The organism is Streptomyces sp. ISL-100, assembly GCF_018614615.1.
Lineage (GTDB): Bacteria > Actinomycetota > Actinomycetes > Streptomycetales > Streptomycetaceae > Streptomyces.
The window spans coordinates 1-21051 of sequence record NZ_JAGGOK010000026.1 but is presented as its reverse complement, the minus strand read 5'-3'; the positions used below and the strand labels follow the sequence as shown (position 1 = coordinate 21051).

Annotated in this window: 21 protein-coding genes and 3 pseudogenes; 11 read left to right on the top strand and 13 right to left on the bottom strand. The window is 69.4% G+C overall.

Annotated elements, in window-relative coordinates:
* Positions 1-20 precede the first annotated feature (20 nt).
* A complete protein-coding gene (locus J7E89_RS11840; RefSeq protein ID WP_214972454.1) occupies positions 21-1115 on the top strand; it encodes a type III polyketide synthase in 1095 nt (364 codons plus the stop codon).
* 345 nt (positions 1116-1460) lie between these two features.
* Here the strand turns inward: J7E89_RS11840 and J7E89_RS11835 are convergent, their stop codons facing one another.
* The 3 genes from J7E89_RS11835 to J7E89_RS11825 all read right to left on the bottom strand — a co-directional run bounded on the left by J7E89_RS11835 (position 1461) and on the right by J7E89_RS11825 (position 4880).
* Positions 1461-2918, bottom strand: a complete 1458-nt coding sequence (locus J7E89_RS11835; protein WP_214972452.1) for a catalase — start codon at positions 2916-2918, stop codon at positions 1461-1463.
* Positions 2919-3112: 194 nt separating this feature from the next.
* The gene (locus J7E89_RS11830) at positions 3113-4012 is read right to left on the bottom strand and encodes a 2-hydroxy-3-oxopropionate reductase (RefSeq protein WP_214972518.1); all 900 of its coding nucleotides are present in this window, start codon (positions 4010-4012) and stop codon (positions 3113-3115) included.
* A gap of 46 nt (positions 4013-4058) precedes the next feature.
* Positions 4059-4880, bottom strand: coding sequence for a TIM barrel protein (locus J7E89_RS11825; protein ID WP_214972450.1), 822 nt, complete (start codon positions 4878-4880; stop codon positions 4059-4061).
* A gap of 110 nt (positions 4881-4990) precedes the next feature.
* Between J7E89_RS11825 and J7E89_RS11820 the strand changes: the two genes are divergently transcribed.
* The 8 genes and pseudogenes from J7E89_RS11820 to J7E89_RS11785 all read left to right on the top strand — a co-directional run bounded on the left by J7E89_RS11820 (position 4991) and on the right by J7E89_RS11785 (position 11948).
* Positions 4991-5242, top strand: a complete 252-nt coding sequence (locus J7E89_RS11820) for a hypothetical protein (RefSeq protein ID WP_214972516.1) — start codon at positions 4991-4993, stop codon at positions 5240-5242.
* 20 nt (positions 5243-5262) lie between these two features.
* On the top strand, positions 5263-5640 hold the full coding sequence (locus J7E89_RS11815) for a helix-turn-helix domain-containing protein (RefSeq protein ID WP_308315443.1): 378 nt from the start codon (positions 5263-5265) through the stop codon (positions 5638-5640).
* A gap of 166 nt (positions 5641-5806) precedes the next feature.
* Positions 5807-6313, top strand: a complete 507-nt coding sequence (gene uraD, locus J7E89_RS11810) for a 2-oxo-4-hydroxy-4-carboxy-5-ureidoimidazoline decarboxylase (protein WP_214972448.1) — start codon at positions 5807-5809, stop codon at positions 6311-6313.
* A gap of 6 nt (positions 6314-6319) precedes the next feature.
* The gene (gene uraH / locus J7E89_RS11805; RefSeq protein ID WP_214972447.1) at positions 6320-6724 is read left to right on the top strand and encodes a hydroxyisourate hydrolase; all 405 of its coding nucleotides are present in this window, start codon (positions 6320-6322) and stop codon (positions 6722-6724) included.
* Between the two features lie 7 nt (positions 6725-6731).
* Complete coding sequence (gene pucL, locus J7E89_RS11800; RefSeq protein ID WP_214972445.1) at positions 6732-7655, top strand: factor-independent urate hydroxylase; 924 nt, start codon at positions 6732-6734, stop codon at positions 7653-7655.
* A gap of 607 nt (positions 7656-8262) precedes the next feature.
* Positions 8263-8772, top strand: a pseudogene (locus J7E89_RS11795) (solute carrier family 23 protein); the annotation flags it as partial.
* A 39-nt stretch (positions 8773-8811) separates the two neighbouring features.
* Complete coding sequence (locus J7E89_RS11790; RefSeq protein ID WP_214972442.1) at positions 8812-10197, top strand: 8-oxoguanine deaminase; 1386 nt, start codon at positions 8812-8814, stop codon at positions 10195-10197.
* Between the two features lie 308 nt (positions 10198-10505).
* Positions 10506-11948, top strand: a complete 1443-nt coding sequence (locus tag J7E89_RS11785; RefSeq protein ID WP_214972439.1) for a nucleobase:cation symporter-2 family protein — start codon at positions 10506-10508, stop codon at positions 11946-11948.
* A gap of 152 nt (positions 11949-12100) precedes the next feature.
* Here the strand turns inward: J7E89_RS11785 and J7E89_RS40765 are convergent.
* From J7E89_RS40765 to J7E89_RS11765, 5 genes and pseudogenes are all read right to left on the bottom strand, one after another.
* Positions 12101-12445, bottom strand: a pseudogene (locus J7E89_RS40765) (alpha/beta hydrolase family protein); the annotation flags it as partial.
* A gap of 1192 nt (positions 12446-13637) precedes the next feature.
* On the bottom strand, positions 13638-14504 hold the full coding sequence (locus J7E89_RS11780) for a hypothetical protein (RefSeq protein WP_214972435.1): 867 nt from the start codon (positions 14502-14504) through the stop codon (positions 13638-13640).
* 3 nt (positions 14505-14507) lie between these two features.
* A complete protein-coding gene (gene adfB / locus J7E89_RS11775) occupies positions 14508-14852 on the bottom strand; it encodes an actinodefensin-associated protein B (RefSeq protein ID WP_214972432.1) in 345 nt (114 codons plus the stop codon).
* Between the two features lie 62 nt (positions 14853-14914).
* The gene (locus J7E89_RS11770) at positions 14915-15166 is read right to left on the bottom strand and encodes a hypothetical protein (protein WP_214972429.1); all 252 of its coding nucleotides are present in this window, start codon (positions 15164-15166) and stop codon (positions 14915-14917) included.
* A gap of 19 nt (positions 15167-15185) precedes the next feature.
* On the bottom strand, positions 15186-15380 hold the full coding sequence (locus J7E89_RS11765) for a hypothetical protein (protein WP_214972426.1): 195 nt from the start codon (positions 15378-15380) through the stop codon (positions 15186-15188).
* Positions 15381-15610: 230 nt separating this feature from the next.
* Between J7E89_RS11765 and J7E89_RS11760 the strand changes: the two genes are divergently transcribed.
* A complete protein-coding gene (locus J7E89_RS11760; protein ID WP_214972423.1) occupies positions 15611-16297 on the top strand; it encodes an alpha/beta fold hydrolase in 687 nt (228 codons plus the stop codon).
* Between the two features lie 162 nt (positions 16298-16459).
* Here J7E89_RS11760 and J7E89_RS11755 read toward each other — a convergent pair whose 3' ends face one another.
* A complete protein-coding gene (locus tag J7E89_RS11755; RefSeq protein WP_214972420.1) occupies positions 16460-17173 on the bottom strand; it encodes a hypothetical protein in 714 nt (237 codons plus the stop codon).
* Positions 17174-17295: 122 nt separating this feature from the next.
* On the opposite strand from J7E89_RS11755, the gene J7E89_RS11750 reads away from it, so the two are divergent.
* On the top strand, positions 17296-18291 hold the full coding sequence (locus tag J7E89_RS11750) for a fibronectin type III domain-containing protein (RefSeq protein WP_214972417.1): 996 nt from the start codon (positions 17296-17298) through the stop codon (positions 18289-18291).
* A gap of 100 nt (positions 18292-18391) precedes the next feature.
* Here the strand turns inward: J7E89_RS11750 and J7E89_RS11745 are convergent, their stop codons facing one another.
* The 4 genes and pseudogenes from J7E89_RS11745 to J7E89_RS11730 all read right to left on the bottom strand — a co-directional run.
* The gene (locus J7E89_RS11745; RefSeq protein WP_214972414.1) at positions 18392-18607 is read right to left on the bottom strand and encodes a Trm112 family protein; all 216 of its coding nucleotides are present in this window, start codon (positions 18605-18607) and stop codon (positions 18392-18394) included.
* Positions 18594-19523: a DMT family transporter gene (locus tag J7E89_RS11740; RefSeq protein ID WP_214972411.1), complete on the bottom strand. Its 930-nt coding sequence runs from the start codon at positions 19521-19523 to the stop codon at positions 18594-18596. Before J7E89_RS11740 ends, J7E89_RS11745 begins: the two co-directional genes overlap by 14 nt.
* A gap of 17 nt (positions 19524-19540) precedes the next feature.
* A complete protein-coding gene (locus tag J7E89_RS11735; protein ID WP_214972409.1) occupies positions 19541-20293 on the bottom strand; it encodes a bifunctional 2-polyprenyl-6-hydroxyphenol methylase/3-demethylubiquinol 3-O-methyltransferase UbiG in 753 nt (250 codons plus the stop codon).
* Positions 20290-21051: pseudogene (locus tag J7E89_RS11730) on the bottom strand (condensation protein); the annotation flags it as partial. The pseudogene J7E89_RS11730 and the gene J7E89_RS11735, both read right to left, overlap by 4 nt.

The following is a 21051-nucleotide window of genomic DNA, read 5'->3' as shown; positions in this document are numbered from 1 at the left end:
GCATGAGACAAGGAAAATCCATGGCCACACTGTGCCGACCGTCCGTCGCCGTACCCGACCACGTCATCACGATGGAGCAGACGCTCGCGCTGGCCCGTGAGACGCACGCGGACCATCCGCAGCGGGACCTCGTTCTGCGCCTTATCGAGAACACGGGGGTGCGCACCCGACATATCGTGCAGCCGATCGAAGACACCCTGCGGCACCCCGGATTCGAGATCCGCAATCAGCTGTACGAGGCCGAGGCCAAGGCGCGTGTTCCCGGCGTCGTCCGCCAGGCGCTCGCCCACGCCGAGGTGGAGCCCGGCGATATCGACCTGATCGTCTATGTCTCCTGCACCGGCTTCATGATGCCGTCGCTGACCGCCTGGCTGATCAATACGATGGGCTTCCGCTCGGAGACCAGACAGCTGCCCATCGCCCAACTCGGTTGCGCGGGGGGCGGTGCGGCGATCAACCGCGCGCATGATTTCTGTACCGCGTATCCGCAGGCCAATGTGCTGATCGTGTCCTGCGAGTTCTGCTCGCTGTGTTACCAGCCGACCGACCTGGGGGTGGGCTCGCTGCTCTCCAACGGCCTGTTCGGCGACGCGATCTCGTCGGCCGTGGTGCGGGGACAGGGCGGCGTCGGGATGCGGATCGAGCGCAACGGCTCCCATCTCGTACCCAATACGGAGGACTGGATCTCGTACGCCGTCCGGGACACCGGGTTCCACTTCCTTCTGGACAAGCGGGTCCCGGGAACCATGGAGATGCTGGCCCCGGCGCTCAAGTCACTTGTAGCGCAGCACAGTTGGGAGGTCGCTCAGATGGACTTCTTCATCGTCCACGCGGGCGGGCCGCGCATCCTGGACGACCTGTGCCACTACCTGAACCTCCCGCCGGAGATGTTCCGGTTCAGCCGGGCCACGCTCACCGAACGCGGGAACATCGCCAGCTCGGTGGTCTTCGACGCGCTGGCCCGGCTGTTCGAGGAGGGCACCGTCGAGAACGGAGCCGGCGGGCTCATCGCCGGGTTCGGGCCCGGCATCACGGCCGAGACCGCCATCGGCCGGTGGGTGCGGGCCACCCCGGTGACGGCCCACGCCGTGGAGGCGGCGGTGTCGGTCGGCTGACGAACGCCTGAAGGGCGCGGGGTGCGTACGGGACCGTCCGTACGCACCCCGCGCCCTGGCAGGGAAGCTGATGCCGCCCGACGGCACGAGACTGGCGCGACAGGACGTTCGCGCCGTCGGGCGGAGCTGAGGGAGGAAGGGGTTCCGCGGCGGTGGGCGATGAGCTTTCGGGCGTCCTCCCCTCAGGTCGAGGAGGACGTTCCTTGAGCCTTGACCACCGCACTGGCTCGCACGCCGCCGCGGCACCTTCCGTCCGTAACGCCGGCCACCCCTCATTCGGGCCGTCGGTACGGACTGCGCGATGGGCCTGACCTCCCGTCAGACCCGCCGCGCGGTCTTGGTGTTCTAGTCCTCGCGCAGGGCGCGGACCGCTTCCTCGACGCGCTTGCCGTACTCCGCGTCAGCGGCGTGGAAGTGCGCGAGGTTCTTCTCGATCACGTCGTCGCGGCTGACCTGCGAGAGGCCACCGGCGATGTTCGCGATCAGGCGGGACTTCTCCTCGTCCGACATCAGGCGGTAGAGCTCACCGGCCTGGAAGAAGTCGTCGTCCTTCACGTGGACGGCGGCGGCGTGCGTGCCGGTCCAGCCGGCCAGTGCCAGCGGGGCGGAGAGCGCCGCGTCCGTCTGCGCCGGACCGTCGTACGAGTTGGGCTCGTAGTTCTTGTCGTAGCGCGAGCCGTAGCGGGTCGCCATGGCGCCGTCCCGGCCGTAGTTGTCGGCAGCAGCCGCCTTCGGGGCGTTCACCGGCAGCTGGGTGTGGTTCACACCGAGGCGGTAACGGTGGGCGTCCGCGTAGGCGAAGAGGCGGCCCTGGAGCATCTTGTCGGGCGAAGGGCCGATACCCGGAACGAAGTTGTTCGGGGAGAACGCGGCCTGCTCGACCTCGGCGAACACGTTGTCCGGGTTCCGGTCGAGGACCAGCCGGCCGACCCGCTGGAGCGGGTAATCCGCGTGCGGCCACACCTTCGTCAGGTCGAACGGGTTGAAGCGGTAGTCCGGGGCCTCGGCTGCCGGCATGATCTGCACGTACAGCGTCCAGGACGGGTTCACACCGCGCTCGATGGCCTGGAGCAGGTCCGTCTGGTGCGAGTTGGCGTCCTTGCCGACGAGCTCGGCGGCCTGCTCGGACGACAGCGAGCGGATGCCCTGGTTCGTCTTGAAGTGGTACTTGACGAAGAAGGCCTCGCCCTGGGCGTTCGTCCACTGGTAGGTGTGCGAGCCGTAGCCGTTCATGTGGCGGTACGACGCGGGGATGCCGCGGTCACCCATCAGCCACGTGATCTGGTGCGTCGCCTCGGGGGCGTGCGCCCAGAAGTCCCAGACGTTGTCCGGCTCCTGCTTGCCCGTGAAGGGGTCGCGCTTCTGGGAGTGGATGAAGTCGGGGAACTTGATCGGGTCCTTGATGAAGAACACCGGGGTGTTGTTGCCGACGAGGTCGTAGTTGCCCTCTTCGGTGTAGAACTTCAGCGCGAAACCGCGCGGGTCGCGGACCGCGTCCGCGCCACCGAGGTTGTCCGCGACGGTGGAGAAGCGGATGAACGTCTCGGTCCGCTTGCCCACTTCGCCGAGGAAGTTGGCGCGGGTGAAGCCGGTGACGTCGTCCGTCACCTCGAAGTAGCCGTACGCACCCGAGCCGCGGGCGTGGACGACGCGCTCCGGGATGCGCTCACGGTTGAAGCGGGCGAGCTTCTCCAGCAGGTGCTGGTCCTGGAGGAGGAGCGGGCCACCGACACCGGCGGAGGCGGAATTCTGGTTGTCGGCGACCGGGGCGCCGGACTCGGTCGTGAGCACACGCTTCGACATGGGGACCTTCCTGCGGAAATCTGCTGGCGGCGTGAGGAGCGTAAGTACGCACCGAGCGTGACGTCAACAGTTTGTTGAAGTTGAGGGTAGAGATCGGCGCGGACTGGAGCGAAAAAAGAGGAATCCGGGCGGCGGCGGCGCCTGGGCGCGACAGGACAGGTGTCAGCGCCGCCGCAGCCCGGAAATCAGGGGGGTCAGCTCTGGACGGGCTGACCGGAGAGGCGCTCCACCGCGCGCAGCAGGGCGGAGTGGTCCAGGCCACCGTCACCCTGGGCACGCAGCGAGGCGACCAGCTGGGCGACGACCGCGCCGACGGGGAGAGCGGCACCGACATTGCGGGCGGCGTCGGTGACGATGCCCATGTCCTTGTGGTGCAGGTCGATCCGGAAGCCGGGGGCGAAGTCCCGGTTCAGGAAGTTGGCCTTCTTGCGGGTCAGGACGGTCGAGCCGGCCAGTCCGCCGTTGAGGACGTCCAGAGCGGCTTCGAGGTCGACGCCGGACTTCTCCAGGAAGACCACGGCCTCGGCGCACGCCTGGATGTTGACCGCGACGATCAGCTGGTTCGCGGCCTTCACCGTCTGGCCGGAGCCGTGCGGACCGCACAGGACGATGGTCTTGCCGAGCGCGTCGAGTACCGGCTTGGCGGCGTCGAAGTCCTCCTGCGAACCGCCGACCATGATCGACAGTACGGCCTCGATCGCGCCGGCCTCGCCGCCGGAGACCGGGGCGTCCAGGACGCGCAGGCCCTTCTCGGCGCCGGCCTTGCCCAGGTCGATGGAGGTCTGCGGGGTGATCGAGGACATGTCGATCAGGAGGGCGCCCTTCTTGGCGTTCTCCAGGATGCCGTCCGGACCGTACGCGATCGCCTCGACCTGCGGGGAGGCGGGCACCATCGTGATGATGACGTCGGCGTCCTTGACGGCCTCGGCGATCGAGGACGCGCCCTTGCCGCCGGCGGCGACGAGGCGGTCGATCTTGGGCTGCTCAAGGGTGTAGCCGGTGACGTCGTAACCCGCCTTCAGCAGGTTCTCGGACATGGGGGAGCCCATGATGCCGAGTCCGATGAATCCGATCTTGGGGAGGTTGCTCATGATGGGTGCCTCTTTCAACACACGCGTTTCAACACACGCGTAAATATGGTCAGTTCGAGAGCCAGCCGAAGGCTTCGGCGCTCGGGCGGTCGCCGGGCTTGTACTCCAGGCCGACCCAGCCGTCGTAACCGGCGTTCTTGAGCTGGTTGAGCAGCTCTTCCAGCGGCAGGTCTCCCGTGCCGGGGGCGCCGCGGCCGGGGTTGTCGGCGATCTGCACGTGGCCGGTCTTGCCGGCGTACTCCGCGATCACGTCGGAGACGTTCTCGCCGTTCATCGACAGGTGGTAGATGTCGAGGAGGAACTTGGCGTTGCCGAGCCCGGTCGCCTCGTTCACCTTGTCGACGACCGCGATGCCGGCCGGTGCGCTCACCAGCGGGTAGAGCGGCGACTCCGGCTTGTTGAGCGTCTCGATCAGGAGGATCGCGCCCACCCGGTGGGCGGCGCGGGCGGCCACCACCAGGTTCTCCAGGGCAAGCTTGTCCTGGACATCCGGGTCGACGCCGTCCACGCGGTTGCCGTAGAGCGCGTTGAGCGCCTTGCAGCCCACCGAGGCGGCGAAGTCCGCCGCGACGTCGATGTTGGCGCGGAAGCGGTCCGACTCCTCGCCGGGCACGGAGAGTGCGCCGCGGTCCGGGCCGGGCAGCTGTCCGGCATAGAAGTTCAGGCCGACCAGCTGGGTGCCGGCCTCGTCGAGCGCCTTCTTGAGCGCGTCGAGCTCGGCCTGGTCGGGGGTGGGGGTCTCGATCCAGGGCCACCACAGCTCGACCGCCTTGAAGCCTGCCGCGGCGGCGGCCGCCGGGCGCTCGACGAGCGGGAGTTCCGTGAAGAGGATTGAGAGGTTCACATCGAAGCGCTGGTCCGTGTAGCCCATGAGGGTTTCGGCGCTCCTTCCGTATCGCGGAAGTTATTTTCTGCCTGATGGAATGTTGCACGGTGGCCTGGATGCCTGTCAAGAGGCCCCGCCAGTAACGTGGGGGCATGGTGCGATTGAGAGTGGAGTTCACGACGGAGCCCTTCGACCTCGACGAGGCGCCGGCGCACGCGCTGGCGGCTCGCGAGGTCATCCAGGTGGCCGAGCTGGACGCTGTGGATGTCGGTCCCTTCGGGAACACCGCCGAGGGTGGGGCGGACGCGGTGCTGACCGCGGTCGACGCGCTGCTGCGCAAGTCATTGGCCGCGGGTGCCACCCGGGTCTCGTTGCAGGTCAACGTGATCGGGGAGGGCGAGAAGTGACGGATCCCAGCGGGACGGACATCGGCGCGCCGGACGATCACCCCCTCGTCATCGCGGTCAAGCCGCTGGTCGACGCCATGGGCGGCGAAATGATGGTGCCGGAGCGGGCGGGCGGTGACGATGTGGTGCTGGCCTGGGAGGGCCGGGACGTCGTCGCGGTACGGCTTCCGCAGCTTTCGGACTCCCTCGATCACATCCTGGCCGCGCTGGAGCGCCGGCACGGCCTGCCGCTGGCGGAGCTCGACCGTAAGGAGAAGCAGTCGGTCGTACGGATCCTGGAGGCGCGCGGGGCCTTCTCTGTACGGCACGGGGTGGAGACGGTGGCGAGCGCCCTGGGGGTCAGCCGCTTCACCGTCTACAACTACCTGAACAGGGAAAACAGCTCGAAGAGCGAGTAGCGGGGTGTCCAGTAACTGGGCATATTTGATCGATCATTCGCAGAGGCCGCCGTCCCCGCAACGGGTCGGCGGCTTTTGTGTTCGCAAGATTTCAACAAAGTGTTGACGAGCTGTTCTTGAGGGCGTTAGCTATGCGCAGCCCGTCCAGCACGCCACGGAGGCTCCCGTGACTTCAGGTTCGACGCCGGGCCTCGCCCGGTTCAATACCTCGGCGGACAGCGAGGCCTCGGCCGCGCTCCACGAGGTATGCGCCAGCTCGGCGTGGGGGAGCAAGATGCTCGCCCAGCGCCCGTACGCCAATGCGGAAGCCCTCTTCCTCGCCAGTGACGCCGCCATGGCCGAACTGACCGCGGAGGACCTGGCCGAAGCGATGGCGGGCCACCCGCCGATCGGCCGGCCTAAGCCCGGTGACCCGACCTCCTCCCGCGAGCAGCGGGGGATGGCCGGAGCGTCCGAGGAACTGAAAGCCGAGATGCTCGAGCTGAACCTGGCCTACCAGGAGAAGTTCGGACATGTCTTTCTGATCTGCGCCACCGGTGCGACCGGTGAGCAGATGCGTGACGCGATGAAGGTCCGGATCGGCAACAGCGCCGAGGCGGAGCGTGAGATCGTGCGCACCGAACTCGGGAAGATCAACCGAATCCGGCTGACTCGTCTCGTAGAAGAGGACTAAGGACTCATGAGTACCGCGACCACTGCTTCGGTGTCCACGCACATTCTGGACACCAGCATCGGACGCCCCGCCGAGGGCGTCGCCATCTCGCTCACCGCCCGCAGTGGCAGTGACGCCGAGTGGGTGGCACTCGGCGGGTCCGCGACCGACGCGGACGGGCGCTGCAAGGACCTGCCGGCCCTGCCGGAAGGCACGACCCACGTACGTCTCGATTTCGAGACCGAGGCGTACTTCTTCAATAAGCACAGTTCCAAGAAGCAAGCCGAGGCACAGCAGGACGCCCCCCGCGTAAGGGACAGCGGCGCGTTCTTCCCGGAGGTGGCGATCACGTTCGCCGTCGTACCGGGCGAACACTTCCACGTACCGCTGCTGCTCAACCCGTTCGGCTACTCCGTATACCGAGGGAGCTAGCACCGACATGCCCACGATTCTCGGCCAGAACCAGTACGGCAAAGCAGAGAACCGCGTCGTCAAGATCACGCGGGACGGCGACACCCACCACATCAAGGACCTGAACGTCTCGGTCGCCCTCTCCGGCGACATGGACGACGTGCACTACTCCGGCTCGAACGCGAACGTCCTGCCGACGGACACCACCAAGAACACGGTGTACGCGTTCGCCAAGGAGTACGGCATCGAGTCCGCCGAGCAGTTCGGCATCCACCTCGCCCGCCACTTCGTGACGTCGCAGGAGCCGATCCAGCGCGCCCGGATCCGGATCGAGGAGTACGCCTGGGATCGCATAGCGACCTCGGACAACAACTCCAAGTTCATCGGATCGGACGAGGTCAACCACTCCTTCGTCCGCCAGGGCCAGGAGCTGCGCACCACACAGATCACCTACGACGGTGAGAAGTGGGAGATCATCTCCGGCCTCAAGGACCTCACGGTCATGAACTCCACCAACTCGGAGTTCTGGGGCTACGTCAAGGACCGGTACACGACGCTCAAGGAGGCGTACGACCGCATCCTGTGCACCGATGTCTCCGCCGCCTGGCGCTACAACTGGACCAGCGACGAAGACCGGATGCCGAACTGGGAGAAGTCGTACGCCCAGGCCAAGAAGCATATCCTCCAGGCCTTCGCCGAGACGTACTCGCTCTCGCTCCAGCAGACCCTGTACCAAATGGGTTCGCGCGTCATCAACAGCCGGAGCGAGATCGACGAGATCCGCTTCTCGCTGCCGAACAACCACCATTTCCTGGTCGACCTCGAGCCCTTCGGGCTGAAGAACGACAACGAGGTCTACTTCGCCGCCGACCGCCCGTACGGCCTCATCGAGGCCACCATCCTGCGGGACGGCGTCGAGCCGCAGATCCCGGTCGACATGACCAACCTCTGACGCGGGACCGGTACGCCCCCGCTCGCCCGAAGCAGCACCACCGGGGCGGGGGCGTACCGGACCGGAGGGAAGCTCCATGGCAAAGCCTGTATGCCGGGCCGACGGCGGGCCCTGTGTCCACGTCGTGCACACAGGGCCCCGTCTTGCGGCTGGTCCGTGCCGCTCATTCACTTTCCGCCCCGAAGTACGGGGGCGTCGTCACCGTCCCTGGGCGCAGAGCCGGAGCCGGCTTCGGCGCAGCGGGTCATCCCGAACGGTCTTGGATGACCTGGTTCCCCGCTTTCGCACCCCGGCGGCGGCGCAATCGACGGCCCGCTGCGAAGATTGCCCTAGCGGTTCACTCGATCGGGCCGGTGCGATTGCGTGTTCGCACAGTCGCCTGCGCCGAGGGCCCGGGAGTACCCTCGCCGTCAACTTTGGCCGGAACCGGGTGGGCCATGGTGCGGTCCTGTTCTGTGATCCCATGTCCGGCGGGCTCCTGCCCGTCCATGGTCCTTTCAGCAACCGCGGATTTTGCGGAAGTCGGCCGCAGGGTGCTGCGCCTGCCCCCTCCTCCGCGCTGCTTTTCCGGCCGGGGGTCCGGGGGTTGTCCCCCGGGCAGACACAGCAGCCCGCCGCGATCCTCTCGCTGTGCAGCGTGATGCTCGTACTGATGACGGAGTCGTCGGCCGGCATGCTGGCGCTCGGTGAGATCTGCGACCGCAGGACCGACGGGAAGACCCTCACACGCGGTCTGCGCACCGACGGCATCGCGACCCTGTCCGGTCCGGTCTTCGGCGGCTTTCCGACCAGCGCGTTCGCTCAGAACGTCGGCGTCGTCACGCTCACCCGAGTACGCAGCCGGTACGTCGTCGCCGTCGCCGGCGGAGCCCTGCTCGTCCTCGGCGCCTTCCCGGTGCTCGGCGCGGTCGTCTCCACCGTCCCGATGCCGGTACTCGGCGGCGCGGGCATCATCCCGCTCGCCGCGCCCACCTTCTACACGGATTTCCCCGCCTGGGCACAGACCGTGCTCGGCTCCGGAATCAGTGCCGGAGCACCGGCAGCGGTCCTGCTCAACCTGTTCTTTCACCATCTCGGCACCCGGAGCCACGCGGCTGCGGCACTCAAATCCTCCTAGGGTCCTGCCGTGCCCACATCACTGAGAGAAGGACGCACCATGGCAGCACAGGCAGCCGCGCGCACCATCATCGAGAACTGTGCCATCGCAACGGTCGACGCCAACGACACCGAGTACGCCTCGGGGTACGTCGTGGTCGCCGGCAACCGCATCGAGTCGATCGGTGCGGGCAAGGCCCCCGAGGGCCTGGAGAACGTCGTACGCCGGATCGACGGCACCGGCCACCTGGTCACGCCCGGCCTGGTCAACACGCACCACCACTTCTACCAGTGGATCACGCGCGGCCTGGCCACCGACCACAACCTCTTCAACTGGCTGGTCGCCCTCTACCCGACCTGGGCGCGCATCGACGAGCCCATGGTCAAGGCCGCCGCGCAGGGCTCGCTGGCCATGATGGCCCGCGGCGGCGTCACCACCGCGATGGACCACCACTACGTCTACCCCAAGGGCTCGGGCGACCTGTCCGGCGCCGTCATCGGGGCCGCCTCCGACATGGGCGTACGCTTCACCCTCGCCCGTGGCTCCATGGACCGCAGCGAGAAGGACGGCGGCCTGCCGCCGGACTTCGCCGTCGAGACCCTCGAAGGCGCTCTCGCCGCGACCGAGGAGACCGTCAAGAAGCACCACGACGCGTCGTTCGACGCGATGACGCAGGTGGCCGTCGCCCCCTGCTCGCCGTTCTCGGTCTCCACCGAACTCATGAAGCAGGGCGCCGAACTGGCCCGCCGCCTGGGCGTGCGCCTGCACACCCACGGCAGCGAGACGGTCGAGGAGGAGCAGTTCTGCAAGGAACTGTTCGGCATGGGCCCGACCGACTACTTCGAGTCGACCGGCTGGCTCGGCAGCGACGTGTGGATGGCCCACTGCGTCCACATGAACGACTCCGACATCGCCGCCTTCGCCCGTACGGGCACGGGCGTCGCCCACTGCCCGTCCTCCAACGCCCGCCTCGCGGCAGGCATCGCCCGCGTCCCCGACATGCTGAAGGCCGGCGTCCCGGTCGGCCTCGGCGTCGACGGTACGGCGTCCAACGAGTCGGGCGAGCTGCACACCGAGCTGCGCAACGCCCTGCTCATCAACCGCCTCGGCGCGCACCGTGAGGCGGCGCTCAACGCCCGCCAGGCGCTGCGCCTCGGAACGTACGGCGGAGCCCAGGTGCTCGGCCGCGCCGACCAGATCGGTTCGCTGGAGGCCGGCAAGCTCGCCGACCTGGTGATGTGGAAGATCGACGGTCTCGGTCACTCCACCATCGCCGACCCGGTCACCGCGATCGTCTTCGGCGCCGCGGCTCCGGTCACCCTGTCGCTCGTCAACGGCAAGCCCGTCGTCGAGGACAACCACCTGATCACGGTGGACGAGGACGTCATCGCCCGCGACGCGCGGGCGCAGGCGCAGCGGCTCGCGCGGATCGTCGCGCAGGGCTGATCGTCCCCCCTGGAAGTCCGGCTGAGGGGGACGGCCCTCAGCCGGCGGCCGCGGACCCGAGCGGGGTCCACGGCAGCTGTGCCCGGGGGTGCGGGCCCAAGTGCCCGCGCCCCTGGGGACGGTGACAACGCCCCCGGTACCGCTGCCCGCTACCGGCGGGGCCCACAGACCCCACAGCATCACCGCCACCCCCCGGCACACCCCCCATGCGTCATGCACGTCTGCACCACCTGCTTCAACGCTCCACTCCGCACCACCTCCCTGACATCCACGTCCCCGCTGGCGTGTAACCGACCGGAGGAACCGCCGTGGCCGCCAAGCCCAGGTTTCGCAAAGATGCATCCGCCGAATCCGCCCCCGTCGAGCCCGGATCCCCGTCCGGCCCCGACCTGAAGCACCCGGTCGACGAAAAGCTGCCGCCCGGCAAGATGTTCACCAGCGGCCTCCAGCACGTGGCCGCGATGTACGCGGGTGTGGTGGCCCCGCCCATGATCGTTGGTCCCGCGGTGGGTCTCGACGCCAAGGAAACGGCCTTCCTCATGGGGGCCAGCCTCTTCACCGCAGGCATCGCCACCCTCCTCCAGACCCTCGGGTTCTGGAAGATCGGCGCAAAGCTCCCCTTCGTCAACGGCGTCTCGTTCGCCGGTGTGACCCCGATGATCGCCATCGGCAAGGGCGAGGGCGACAACGCGATACCGATCATCTTCGGAGCGATCATCGTCGCCGGTGTGCTGGGCTTCTTCGCAGCCCCGTACTTCTGCAAACTGGTCCGCTTCTTCCCGCCCGTCGTCACCGGCACCGTGATCACCCTCATCGGCATCTCCCTGCTGCCGGTGGCCTTCAACTGGTCGCAGGGCGGCAATCCGCAGGCCGACGACTACGGCTCGATGACCAACATCGGCATGGCCGCCGTGACCTTCGTGATCGTCCTCGCCCTGCGGAAGCTGCTGCGCGGCTTCCTCCAGCAGATCGCGATCCTCCTCGGTCTGGTGGCGGGCACACTGATCGCCATCCCGGTGGGCATCACCAACTTCGACGCCATCAAGAACGCCGACCTGGTGGGCTTCCCGACCCCCCTCCACTTCGGCGCCCCGCAGTTCGAGATCGCCGCGATCATCTCCATGTGCATCGTGATGCTGGTGTGCATGACCGAGTCGACCGCCGACATGCTCGCCCTCGGCAAGATCGTCGGCCGCCCGGCCGACGAGAAGACCATCGAGGGCGGCCTGCGCGCCGACACCCTGGGCAGCGCGATCAGCCCGCTGTTCAACGGCTTCATGTGCAGCGCCTTCGCGCAGAACATCGGCCTGGTCGCCATGACGAAGGTCCGCAGCCGGTTCGTCGTCGCCGCCGGCGGCGGCATCCTGATCCTGCTCGGCCTGTGTCCGGTGCTGGCCTCCGTCATCGCCCTCGTACCGCTGCCGGTACTCGGCGGCGCGGGCATCGTCCTCTTCGGTACGGTCGCGGCCAGCGGCATCCAGACCCTTGCCACGGCCGCGCTGGAGAAGGGCGAGAACGCCCTGATCGTCGCCGCCGCCGTCGGCATCGGCCTGATCCCGATCGCGGCGCCGACCTTCTACCACGCGTTCCCCGAGGACCTGCTGGTGGTGCTCGACTCGGGCATCAGCACCGGGTGTGTGGTGGCCATCGTCCTCAACCTGGCCTTCAACCACCTGGGCAAGAAGGACAGCCAGGACGAGAACGCCACCCAGCCGGAGATCCCGGACCAGATCCCGGCAACCGCCCACTGAGACGACGACACTTGGCGCGTACGGCACTTACCGGTGCCGTACGCGCCACACGTCGTCGCCCGTTGCCGCCGCCGTCGGTTCGTCGAGGATGACGTGCGCGCCGGCCCGCCGGGTGGCTTCCGCCGCACCACCTGGAGAAGGACCAGGCGGGCATGGCCTCCGGTGGCGACGACGGCGCGGTAGAGCTCGGCGGCCTGGTCGGGCGTCGTGGCGGGGTTGGTGTCGGCGGCGCCGTGGACGATCAGGACCGGTCCGCGGAGGAGGTCGGCGAAGTGCAGGGCGCTGAAGGCCTCGTAGATCTCCGGGACTTGCCACAACGACCGCCGTTCCTGCTGGAATCCGGTGGGTGTGAGGGTGCGGTTGTAACAGCCACTGTGGACGACCGCGCCGACCGGCCCCGGAACATGAGCCAAGGCGTAGAGGGCGAGTGTGGCGCCGAAACTGTGGCCGGCGACGACGACATCGCCGCTGCTCCGGTTTCCGTAGTGCCGGGCCATCGCCTCCATGGCGACGCGGATGGGACCGGTGATCCGCGCGTGCAGCATGTCGAGGCCGGCGTCGGACGGCCAGTGGACCGGCAGATCCAGTACGGCGACAGGGCAGCCCGTGCCGGTGATGGTGGCCGGCGGCCGGCCGGACTCGTGGGCCCGGATCCACAGCACCGCCGCACCGGGCGGCCCGCTGCCGGTGCCCTCGAACATGGTCAGCGGGGCGTCGGCGCAGCAGGTGGGGATCAGCCGCAGAGCGGCGTGGCCGGAAGGGGGCCCCGGGAGCGACCGGCCGGGCGGTTCGGCGACGACGCATACCGTGTCCCGGGGCCCGCCCGCCGGGCGTTCACCGACGGACACCGGCTGCGGCGGCCCGAGAACACAGAGGCTCAGGCGGGTTGTCCGCCGGCCCAGAGCGTAGGTGTCCTCGGCCTCTTCGGCGTACTCGACATCCAGGAACTCTCCGGTGGGCGTGGGGCGCACGCTCCGGACCAGCAGCGGGCCGCTGAGTGGACGCGGTACGGGATCCTCCCCGTCGTCCAGGTCCAGTACGGCGACCCGCGCGGCGGCCGTGGCCTTCAGCTCCTCGATTCCCGGCGCGAAGCTGATGCGGCCGGGCCCGGTGGCCTCGAACACCACCGGCAGCGGCACCGCCCCGCGCGCCGGCGCGGCGCCGGAGTCCCGGCCCGCGTCCGTACCGTCCCGGGGCACGAGCAGCGCCAGCCGGGTGCTCCCGCACCAGGCCACCGGAGGGGCGTGCCCCAGGCCGGTCAGCGCGGTGGCGGCACGGACCTGGCCGTACACCGTGACCGTACGGGCGCGGTAGTCGGCGACCCAGGGGTGGGCCCTGAGGTCCCGTACGGCCAGCCCGGCGACCAGCGGCCGGTCCGGGTGCCAGGCCAGGGGCGTCGCCAGGACCCCGCGCAGCGGAAGGAGCCACCGCCCCGCACCCTTGCCGGGGGCCTCGCCGACGTCGTTGGGGGCGGCGTCGTTGGGGGCCGGAGGTGCTTTGGGCGTGCGGGCGGTGAGGACGATGTGCGTGGGGCCAGCGCGGCCCGGCACCAGCCCGCTCAGCCCCGGGTCCACCATCAGGTCCCGCCATGCGACCGTCGCGGGATGACGTTCGGCCAGGGAGGGACCGGCCGGTGCGCGGACGTCCGCCCACACCCCCTCCTGGGGCGCGTGGTCCCGCCATCTCTGCTCACCGTTCATGGACTGCATCACCCACGGCTGTCTCGGCACTGCTCGCCGGTGCCCCGATGGTGACCGACTCGATGAGCGCCTTCACCGCGCCGATGCCGGAGACCGGGGCGTACACCGCCTCTCCCGTCGCGTTCAGACCGAAAGCGGCGGGGACCCCCAACCCGGCCAGAAAGTCGGGGAGTTGTTCGCCCTCGCCCAGGACGGTCGTGGTGACCGCCTGCCGGCGCGCGGGCTCCATGGCGTCCAGGATCTGATGCAGCGACTTGCAGGACGGACACGCGACGGAGGTGTAGAGCAGCACCTCGTGCACCCGTTCCGTGGAGTCGACGGCCGCGTCGTCGCTCTGCCCCGTCACAAGCCGGCCGCCCGGCCGTCCGAGCGGGCCGCCCAGCACCAGCCCCTGCCGGTCGGCAACCAGCAGAACCGCGAGCGTGACCGCTGCGGCGGCAACACAGACAACCGCCCGCAGTCCGCCCTGCGTCGCGCCGGGACCGCCGGCGAGCGCCGCCAGGGAACCGGCTGCCCCGGCCGCCGTACAGGCCACATGCAGCGGCCCCACCGTGGCCCGCGCGGCCCCGCCGAAACAGGCGCAGGTCTGCCCGCGCAGCGTGTGCGCCACCATGGTCAGGCAGGCGTAGAGGACCAGGGCGATCAGGGCCGCCCGGCGCCCGGGAAGGGCCACGACGGCGGCCGCCGCGCCGAGTTCGACTGCGCCGGCCAGTCTTGGCCCGAGCGGGGCGGGGGGCCACCACCGCCCGGTCGGCCAGTTCGTACTCTCCTCGGAGGTGAGCACCTTGGCCGCTCCCGCCACCAGCAGAGGGCCGGCCACAGCGGCCACGACAGCATCAGGCCATGCACTGAACATGGTTCACCCTTCTTGCTCTGCGGTGGGGGACACGGTCGAGGGGCACAGGGATGAGGGGGACACGGTCAGCCATCCGTGGGCGACCAGTTCGGCGGCCAGGTACGCGGGCGGCGAGCCCCGGTCGGCGATGGACAGGCCGGTGGCCAGCAGCCGGTCGATGACGAAGGCTTGGGGCTCGCCGCACTCGGCCAGCGCCAGCGTCACCGTGTTGAGCAGCACGGAACCGCCGTACGGCAGCCGGGTGAGGGTCACGTCCGGCGCCGGCCGAAGCAGCGCGGGCACGGGTACGGGCGTGGGTACGGGGCCCGGTGCGGGCGCGGCGCCGGGAGCAGCGTGGGCAGTGGTCATCGGTGCCCTCGCAGCCACTGGCACACCCAGCACGGTCTTCGTTTCCGTCTGCGTTTGCGTCATCAGTCCCGCCCCGATCGATGAACCTCTACGTAGGTCTCCCGTACCGGGAGCGACGTGCTCACCACCGCTTCCCCGCACTGCACCCACGCGTAAAAACCCGAGGGCGGCGTGACCGGCACCAGGCACTCCGACGAGCTGATGCACGAAACTCCGAACGGCTTGCACGCCGCCGCGACCGTGGTGGGCGCGGTGGACAGGTGCTGCCGCAAGCCGTCACTGGCCAGTCGTGCGCCGATCGGTGTGATCCTCATGTCGTGATTCCCTCCCCTCTCACTGACTTGCCTCGGCCTCGACGACCACGCAGATGAACGCCCAGTCGCACCACAGGCCGGGGCAGCACTCGTACGAACTGATGCAGCCGCCGCCGACCCCCTTGCACCGCTCCGCCACCGTGGAGGGCGCGGCGAACATGTACTGTTGCAGGCCATCGCCGGCGAGGCGTGCGGCAAGTGACGTCGTGATCACGTGGTCCCCTTTCTTCGTGCGCGGCGGCGACCGCGCACGACCTCGGCTCGTCACTAAAAGTATCGTCACCTGTACTTACCGTCACCAGGCGTGCGGAAGCCCAGGCTCCGGCGCGAAGTGCGCTGCTCACGCTCTTGTGCGGTCGCCGGGCGCGTGTGTAGGCGGTGCGGTATGCCGAGGGGTGCGGTCGGCGGTCGGAACGTCCCGCCCCGGCCTGTAGCGTCGGGGGCATGGGTGAGCACTCTGTAGTAGATGTCGGCGACGTACGACTGGCCTATCGGACCTGGGGCGATTCGTACGGGGCGCCGGTCGTGCTCCTGCACGGACTCGGCTCGTCGTCGGCGAGCTGGGAAGAGGCCGGGGAGGCGCTCGGCGAGGAATGGCGGGTCTACGCGATCGACCTGCGCGGGCACGGCGAGAGCGACTGGCCCGACGAGTACTCCGTCGAGCTCATGCGGGACGACGTACTGGGCTTCCTCGACGAGCTGGAGCTGGACCGGGTCGGCGTGGTCGGCCACGGCATGGGCGGGATCGTCGCCCGCCTGCTGGCGCAGGACAACTCGGACCGCGTGGAGCGGCTCGTCCTGGAGGAGACCCCGCCGCCGTTCCCCGGCGCCGTCGAGGCTCCGGCGGTACGCCCCGACGCGCCGCTGGACTACGACTGGCCCGTCGTGCCGGCCATTACGAGCCAGATCGCCGATCCCGACCCGGACTGGGCGGAGAGCCTCGGCGAGATCGTCGCACCGACCATGATCATCACTGGCGGTCCGGACAGCTCCATGCCGCAGGACCGGATGCCGGACATGGCCGCGCTCATCCCCGACTGCCGGCTGATCACCATCCCGGCCGGCCATTACGTCCATGAGGAGCGCCCCCGCCCGTTCGCGCACGAGGTCACGGAGTTCATGACCAGCTGATCCGGCTGACTATCGGCAGGCCGACATCACCGGCCCCGGTTCTGCGGCCCGTCATGCCGCCGGCCGAGGTCAAGCGGGCGGCGGCGGACCTGCTGCCGGGGTGCGGGGTGCGCACGCTGCTGTTCTGGCGGTATCTGCTGGTGTACCGCAGCCCCTGAGCCTCTAGCGGTGATACCAGTCCGTGCTGTCGCTGATGGCGATCGAGACGTACGTCTGATGGATCGCCACCAGTGACGCCACCATCCTGGGGTCCCAGTGGTCCTGCATGACGCGGTAGTCGCCCGCCAGGCCGCGGAAGGACATGACGGCCCGGCCGGCGCTGTCCCGCCAGACGATGCGGCGCGGGGTCGTGACCGGGTCCTGCGCGATGCCGGTGAAGGCGGCGACGACCAGCGCGATGTTGAGGGGCAGGAGCACCGTCCACCACAGCGCCCACCACATCAGCCGGCCGGCCGAGCCGCGCACAGGGGGTGTGCCCGCCTGGTCCATGGTCCAGTGGGAACGGCCGATGCGGAAGATCCGCCCGCGGCGCAGTGAGATGCGGCCGATGAGTGTGCCGTCCGGGTCCAGCACCCGGTAGACGAAGCGCGGGCCGCCGAATCCGAAGCCGGTGCCGTGTTCGGTCGTCACGGTGGCGAGGACCTCGCGGCACTGATCGTCACCGTACAGAAGGATTTCCCGGGCGCCGGGGAGGTACGCGTTGGGGCCGCCGCCGGCGGTATTGCGCAGCAGGTACGCCACGGGGCGCGGGCCGTCCTTCGACCTGCCGTCGTCGGCCGTGACCATGACCGGTGTGCCCGGCTTGAAGGCGATGGATTTGTCGCGGCCGCGCGCAGTGTGGCTGCGGGGGTCGAGCATTCTGTACGTGATCGCCATTCAGGTGGCCCCCTATTTCCTGATCCGTTCCGTTCTGGGGCGTCAGCCTAGTAGTGGGTCGTGCGCGCACTCTTGCCGGGCATCGCCGCACATGGCATACAGGTCTGGACCATTGCCCTCGAATGAAGGGTCTGACCGTGCAACGCCCCACCGTATGCGCTGTGTTGGCCTGTTCTGCGTTGTTGTTTGTGACGGGGGCCGCCTGTTCCGCGACCGAGCCGGAACGGGACACCGAGAAGCCCTCCAGGCCGGGCGGGGTGACGGCCCGGGCGGGCAGCGCCACCTCGGTCCACGTGATGTGGGACCGGTCGACGGACAACAAGGCGGTCACCGGTTACGAGGTGTACGAGAAGGGCGCCAAGGTCAAAACCGTAACGGGGGCGCGGCACATGATCGACGTCGACCGGCTCACTCCCTCCACCGCCTACACCTTCACCGTCCGCGCCCGGGACGCCGCGGGCAATCTGTCCGCCCCCAGCGGGGCCGTACCCGTCAGGACCCCCGCCCTCGCGCCGGACGACCGGAAGGCACCGTCCGCGCCGGTGAAGCTGCGGGGGCACGTCGAGGGGGCCGGTGCGGTGAGTCTGTCCTGGGGGCGGTCCGCCGACGACACCGGCGTCACGTCGTACGACATCTACCAGGAGGACTCCCGCATCCACAGCGTGCGCGGCGCCGGCACTTCGGCCCGGATCACGGGGTTGCGGCCCGGGACCGTCTACACCTTCACCGTCCGGGCGCGGGACGCCGCGGAGAACTCGTCGGGGGACAGTAACGCCGTTGACCTGACCACCGCCCCGGGGCGTGGTGATGGTCCGTCCACCGCGCCGCGGGGATTGAAGGCGACGGCTCGTACGAAGGCGGGCGTACGCGGGATCGAGCTCCGGTGGACGCCTCCGCGTGTCGGGGGTGGGGGTGTCGTTCGTGAGCATCAGTTGTTTCTCGACGGGGAGTTGGCCACGACGATCGTGTGGGGCGCGACCCCGCCGGCGGGCACGGCGACGTACCACTTCACCGTCAGCGAGCCGCCCGGTACCCGCTACAGCATCAAGCTCCGCGCGAAGCTGCCGGACGGGAAGTGGGGCGACTTCTCGGCGCAGCGGACTGTGGTTACGCGTTGACGGATGGCTGAGCGCTCGTTTGGAGACACACTCCGCATGCCCACGGGACTCGCCCGCGAGTACCCCCCCTTGAGTGCGGCGCTCGACCGGCTCATCGCGACTATGAGGAGGAGTCGCTGAGCGTCATAAGGCGGTTGTGCTCGGCCTCCGGGACCTGTTCGCCTGAGGAGGGAAGCAGCTGGGGGATGCCGTCGACGATCGGGTAGCGCCGGCGCAGGCGCGGGTTGTAGAGGGCGTCCTCCGGTGCGAGGAGGGTGAGCGGGCCCTTGTCGAGCGGGCAGGCCAGGATCTTCAGCAGGGGGTCATCTGGGGTCATGGCTCAACTCCGGGGAAGGGGCGGGAGTGGTGGGGGTCTGGGGTGTCTTTTGGTGGGCGGTGAGGGTCAGGAGGGCTGTTATCGCGAGTGTGGCTCCCGTCAGGTGCAAGGCCAGGAGTAGCGGGTCGTCGGGGAGTGACTCGCCGAAGGCGAACGTTCCTGCAACTGCCGTGTAGAGGCAGGATGTTGTGGTGCAGACGGGGACGATCAGCGATGCCCTGCAGCGCTGGAGTGCCGTTTGGGAGAGAAGCAGGCCGGTTGCTCCCGTGATCAGGAGGAGGTACGGGTACGGGCTCGTCAGGACGGTGAGTGCGGCGCCGGCCGGGTCTTCCAGGGTGGCCGTGGTGAGGTGCGCGGAGACACCCTTGATCGCCAGGGAGCTCACGCCGTAGACGAATCCGACCGCCACTCCGTACTCGACGCCTGCCGTGGGCCGGCGGTGGCGGTGCGCCGTGCGGTGCTCTGTGGCGACGTACAGGGCCAGGCCTGTGGCCAGGGAGAGGGCGCTGAGGAGCAGGACCAGTGGGTATGGGGCGTCCTGGCCGACGCTGTCTGTTTGCCGGCTCAGGGAGCTGACCACCATGAGCAGGGCCAGGAGGACTGCGGCCAGCGCGTAGCGCTCGCGGGTGGATGTGCGTTCGCCCAGGAAGAGATTCGAGAGGACGAGGAGCAGCACCAAGCCTGAGACGAACAGGGCTTGGGCCGCGGCCATCGGGAGGGTTCTGTACACGATGAGCTGCGCGGCGAAGCCGCCGGCCAGGGCGAGTGAGCCGCCGATCCACAGTGGGCTGGCGAGAAGGTGGCGGAGCAGGTGGGCGGGGCGGCGTACGTTCAGTGCCGGGAGCTTGGTCAGCGCGCGCTTCTCCAGTACGAAGCCCGTGCTGTACAGGACGTTCGCCAGCAGCGCGGCTGCCACCCCCCACCACATCACCCTCAGTCCCCGTCGCGGCGGCGGGCGTGCGCCAGCAGGATTGACCCCGCTGTGGGTGCGGCGGAGCAGATCAGCCGGTCCAGGGGGCGCAGGGGGCGGGGGACGCCGTGGAAGGGGGCGCCGGTGATCCGGATGACGTCGAAGCCCGAGGCGGTGAGGAACTCACGCAGTGCGCGGGCCGTGTAGAGGCGGAGATGGCCCACCACCTCGCGGCCCGGGCGGCCGTGCACCGCGCGCAGGCTCACCTCCGAGAACACGGGCTGGGTTCCGGTGAGAAGGAGGGCGCGGTTGTACCAGGCGGCGAGGTTGGGCGTGGAGAGCATGAGGTGGCCGCCGGGGGTCAGGACGCGGCGTAACTCGTCCAGTGCGCTGTCGGGGTCCACCAGGTGCTCTATTACTTCGCTGAAGAGGATCGCGTCCGCTGCGCCGGTGGCGAAGGGCAGGCCGTTGTTGGTCAGTTCGCCCCTCACTACGTGCGTGAGGTGCGAGGATGCGCGGCGCAGCGCGTCCTGTGACCAGTCGACTCCGATGACGTGGTGGCCGCGCAGGAGTGGTGCGGCGGTGGCTGCCGCGGTGCCGTCGCCGCAGCCTATGTCCAGGACGGTGGCTGGGGAGCGGCGGTGCGGGTGCGGGTGCCGGCTCAGGGCTGCGGCCAGGATGCGGGCCTGGCGCAGAGTGCGGGGGGTGCCGGAGGCCACGGGGACTGCTGGGTTCTCGTAGAAGTCCTGGAGGGTGGGTGGGGATGTCTTCGTCATGCGTTGTCTCCGGACGTCGCGTCCAGGTACTCCGCGAAGAGGTCCCGCAGTCGTTCGCCGTCGGCGGCTCCCAGCAGTACGCCCGACCAGCGCAGCGCCAGGTGCAGGCGACCCGCCGTGCTGGCCGTGGTGACCGTGAGGCCGCGCGGCATGCGGGCGGGGGCCGAGAACCACACGGCCGTCGCGCGGCCCGCGCCTTCGCCGAAGTCCAGGGGGTACGGGACCCGGCCGATGTTGCTGAGGAGGGTGGTCGATGTCCATGGCGCCGCTGTTCGGCGAAGGGTGCGGGTGAACGCTGCTCTTAGTGGCACTGGCAGCACGGGGGCTGTGAGCAGGGCCGCGCCGTGGCCCAGTTGGGGGCGGGGGAGTGCCTTCAGGGTGCGGGTGCGGAGGGCAGTGCGGCGTAGTAGGGCCGGGATGTCGGGGTGGGCCAGCTCTTCGGGGGCGTAGGGGACTTCTACCAGGCGGGTGCCGTTGCCTATGGGCATGTCCAGGCCACGGGAGCGGTCGTCCACCGGCATCGTGATCCGCATGGGGCGGGGCCGGCTGCCGTGCTCGCGGTTCCAGGCGGTGATCATCCGGGCGGTCGCGACCATGAGTTGGTCGTTGACCGTGTACGGGGCGTCGCGTGGGCGGGTCGGGAGGGGCAGGTCGGCTGTCAGCATGCCGTTGGCTGTGGTGGAGGTTGGCTTGCCCTGGGCTACGCGCGCCACCGGGGCCAAGCCGGGGCGGGGGGTGATGTCGGGGTGGCCCTGGGG

What these genes read in the sequence shown, in the direction of transcription:
- J7E89_RS11840 (WP_214972454.1), top strand. Translation starts at nt 21, where the DNA reads ATGGCCACACTGTGCCGACCGTCCGTCGCCGTACCCGACCACGTCATC.
- J7E89_RS11835 (WP_214972452.1), bottom strand. Translation starts at nt 2,918, where the DNA reads ATGTCGAAGCGTGTGCTCACGACCGAGTCCGGCGCCCCGGTCGCCGAC.
- J7E89_RS11825 (WP_214972450.1), bottom strand. Translation starts at nt 4,880, where the DNA reads ATGGGCTACACGGACCAGCGCTTCGATGTGAACCTCTCAATCCTCTTC.
- uraH (WP_214972447.1), top strand. Translation starts at nt 6,320, where the DNA reads ATGAGTACCGCGACCACTGCTTCGGTGTCCACGCACATTCTGGACACC.
- pucL (WP_214972445.1), top strand. Translation starts at nt 6,732, where the DNA reads ATGCCCACGATTCTCGGCCAGAACCAGTACGGCAAAGCAGAGAACCGC.
- J7E89_RS11790 (WP_214972442.1), top strand. Translation starts at nt 8,812, where the DNA reads ATGGCAGCACAGGCAGCCGCGCGCACCATCATCGAGAACTGTGCCATC.
- J7E89_RS11780 (WP_214972435.1), bottom strand. Translation starts at nt 14,504, where the DNA reads ATGTTCAGTGCATGGCCTGATGCTGTCGTGGCCGCTGTGGCCGGCCCT.
- adfB (WP_214972432.1), bottom strand. Translation starts at nt 14,852, where the DNA reads ATGACCACTGCCCACGCTGCTCCCGGCGCCGCGCCCGCACCGGGCCCC.
- J7E89_RS11770 (WP_214972429.1), bottom strand. Translation starts at nt 15,166, where the DNA reads ATGAGGATCACACCGATCGGCGCACGACTGGCCAGTGACGGCTTGCGG.
- J7E89_RS11760 (WP_214972423.1), top strand. Translation starts at nt 15,611, where the DNA reads ATGGGTGAGCACTCTGTAGTAGATGTCGGCGACGTACGACTGGCCTAT.
- J7E89_RS11755 (WP_214972420.1), bottom strand. Translation starts at nt 17,173, where the DNA reads ATGGCGATCACGTACAGAATGCTCGACCCCCGCAGCCACACTGCGCGC.
- J7E89_RS11750 (WP_214972417.1), top strand. Translation starts at nt 17,296, where the DNA reads ATGAAGGGTCTGACCGTGCAACGCCCCACCGTATGCGCTGTGTTGGCC.
- J7E89_RS11745 (WP_214972414.1), bottom strand. Translation starts at nt 18,607, where the DNA reads ATGACCCCAGATGACCCCCTGCTGAAGATCCTGGCCTGCCCGCTCGAC.
- J7E89_RS11735 (WP_214972409.1), bottom strand. Translation starts at nt 20,293, where the DNA reads ATGACGAAGACATCCCCACCCACCCTCCAGGACTTCTACGAGAACCCA.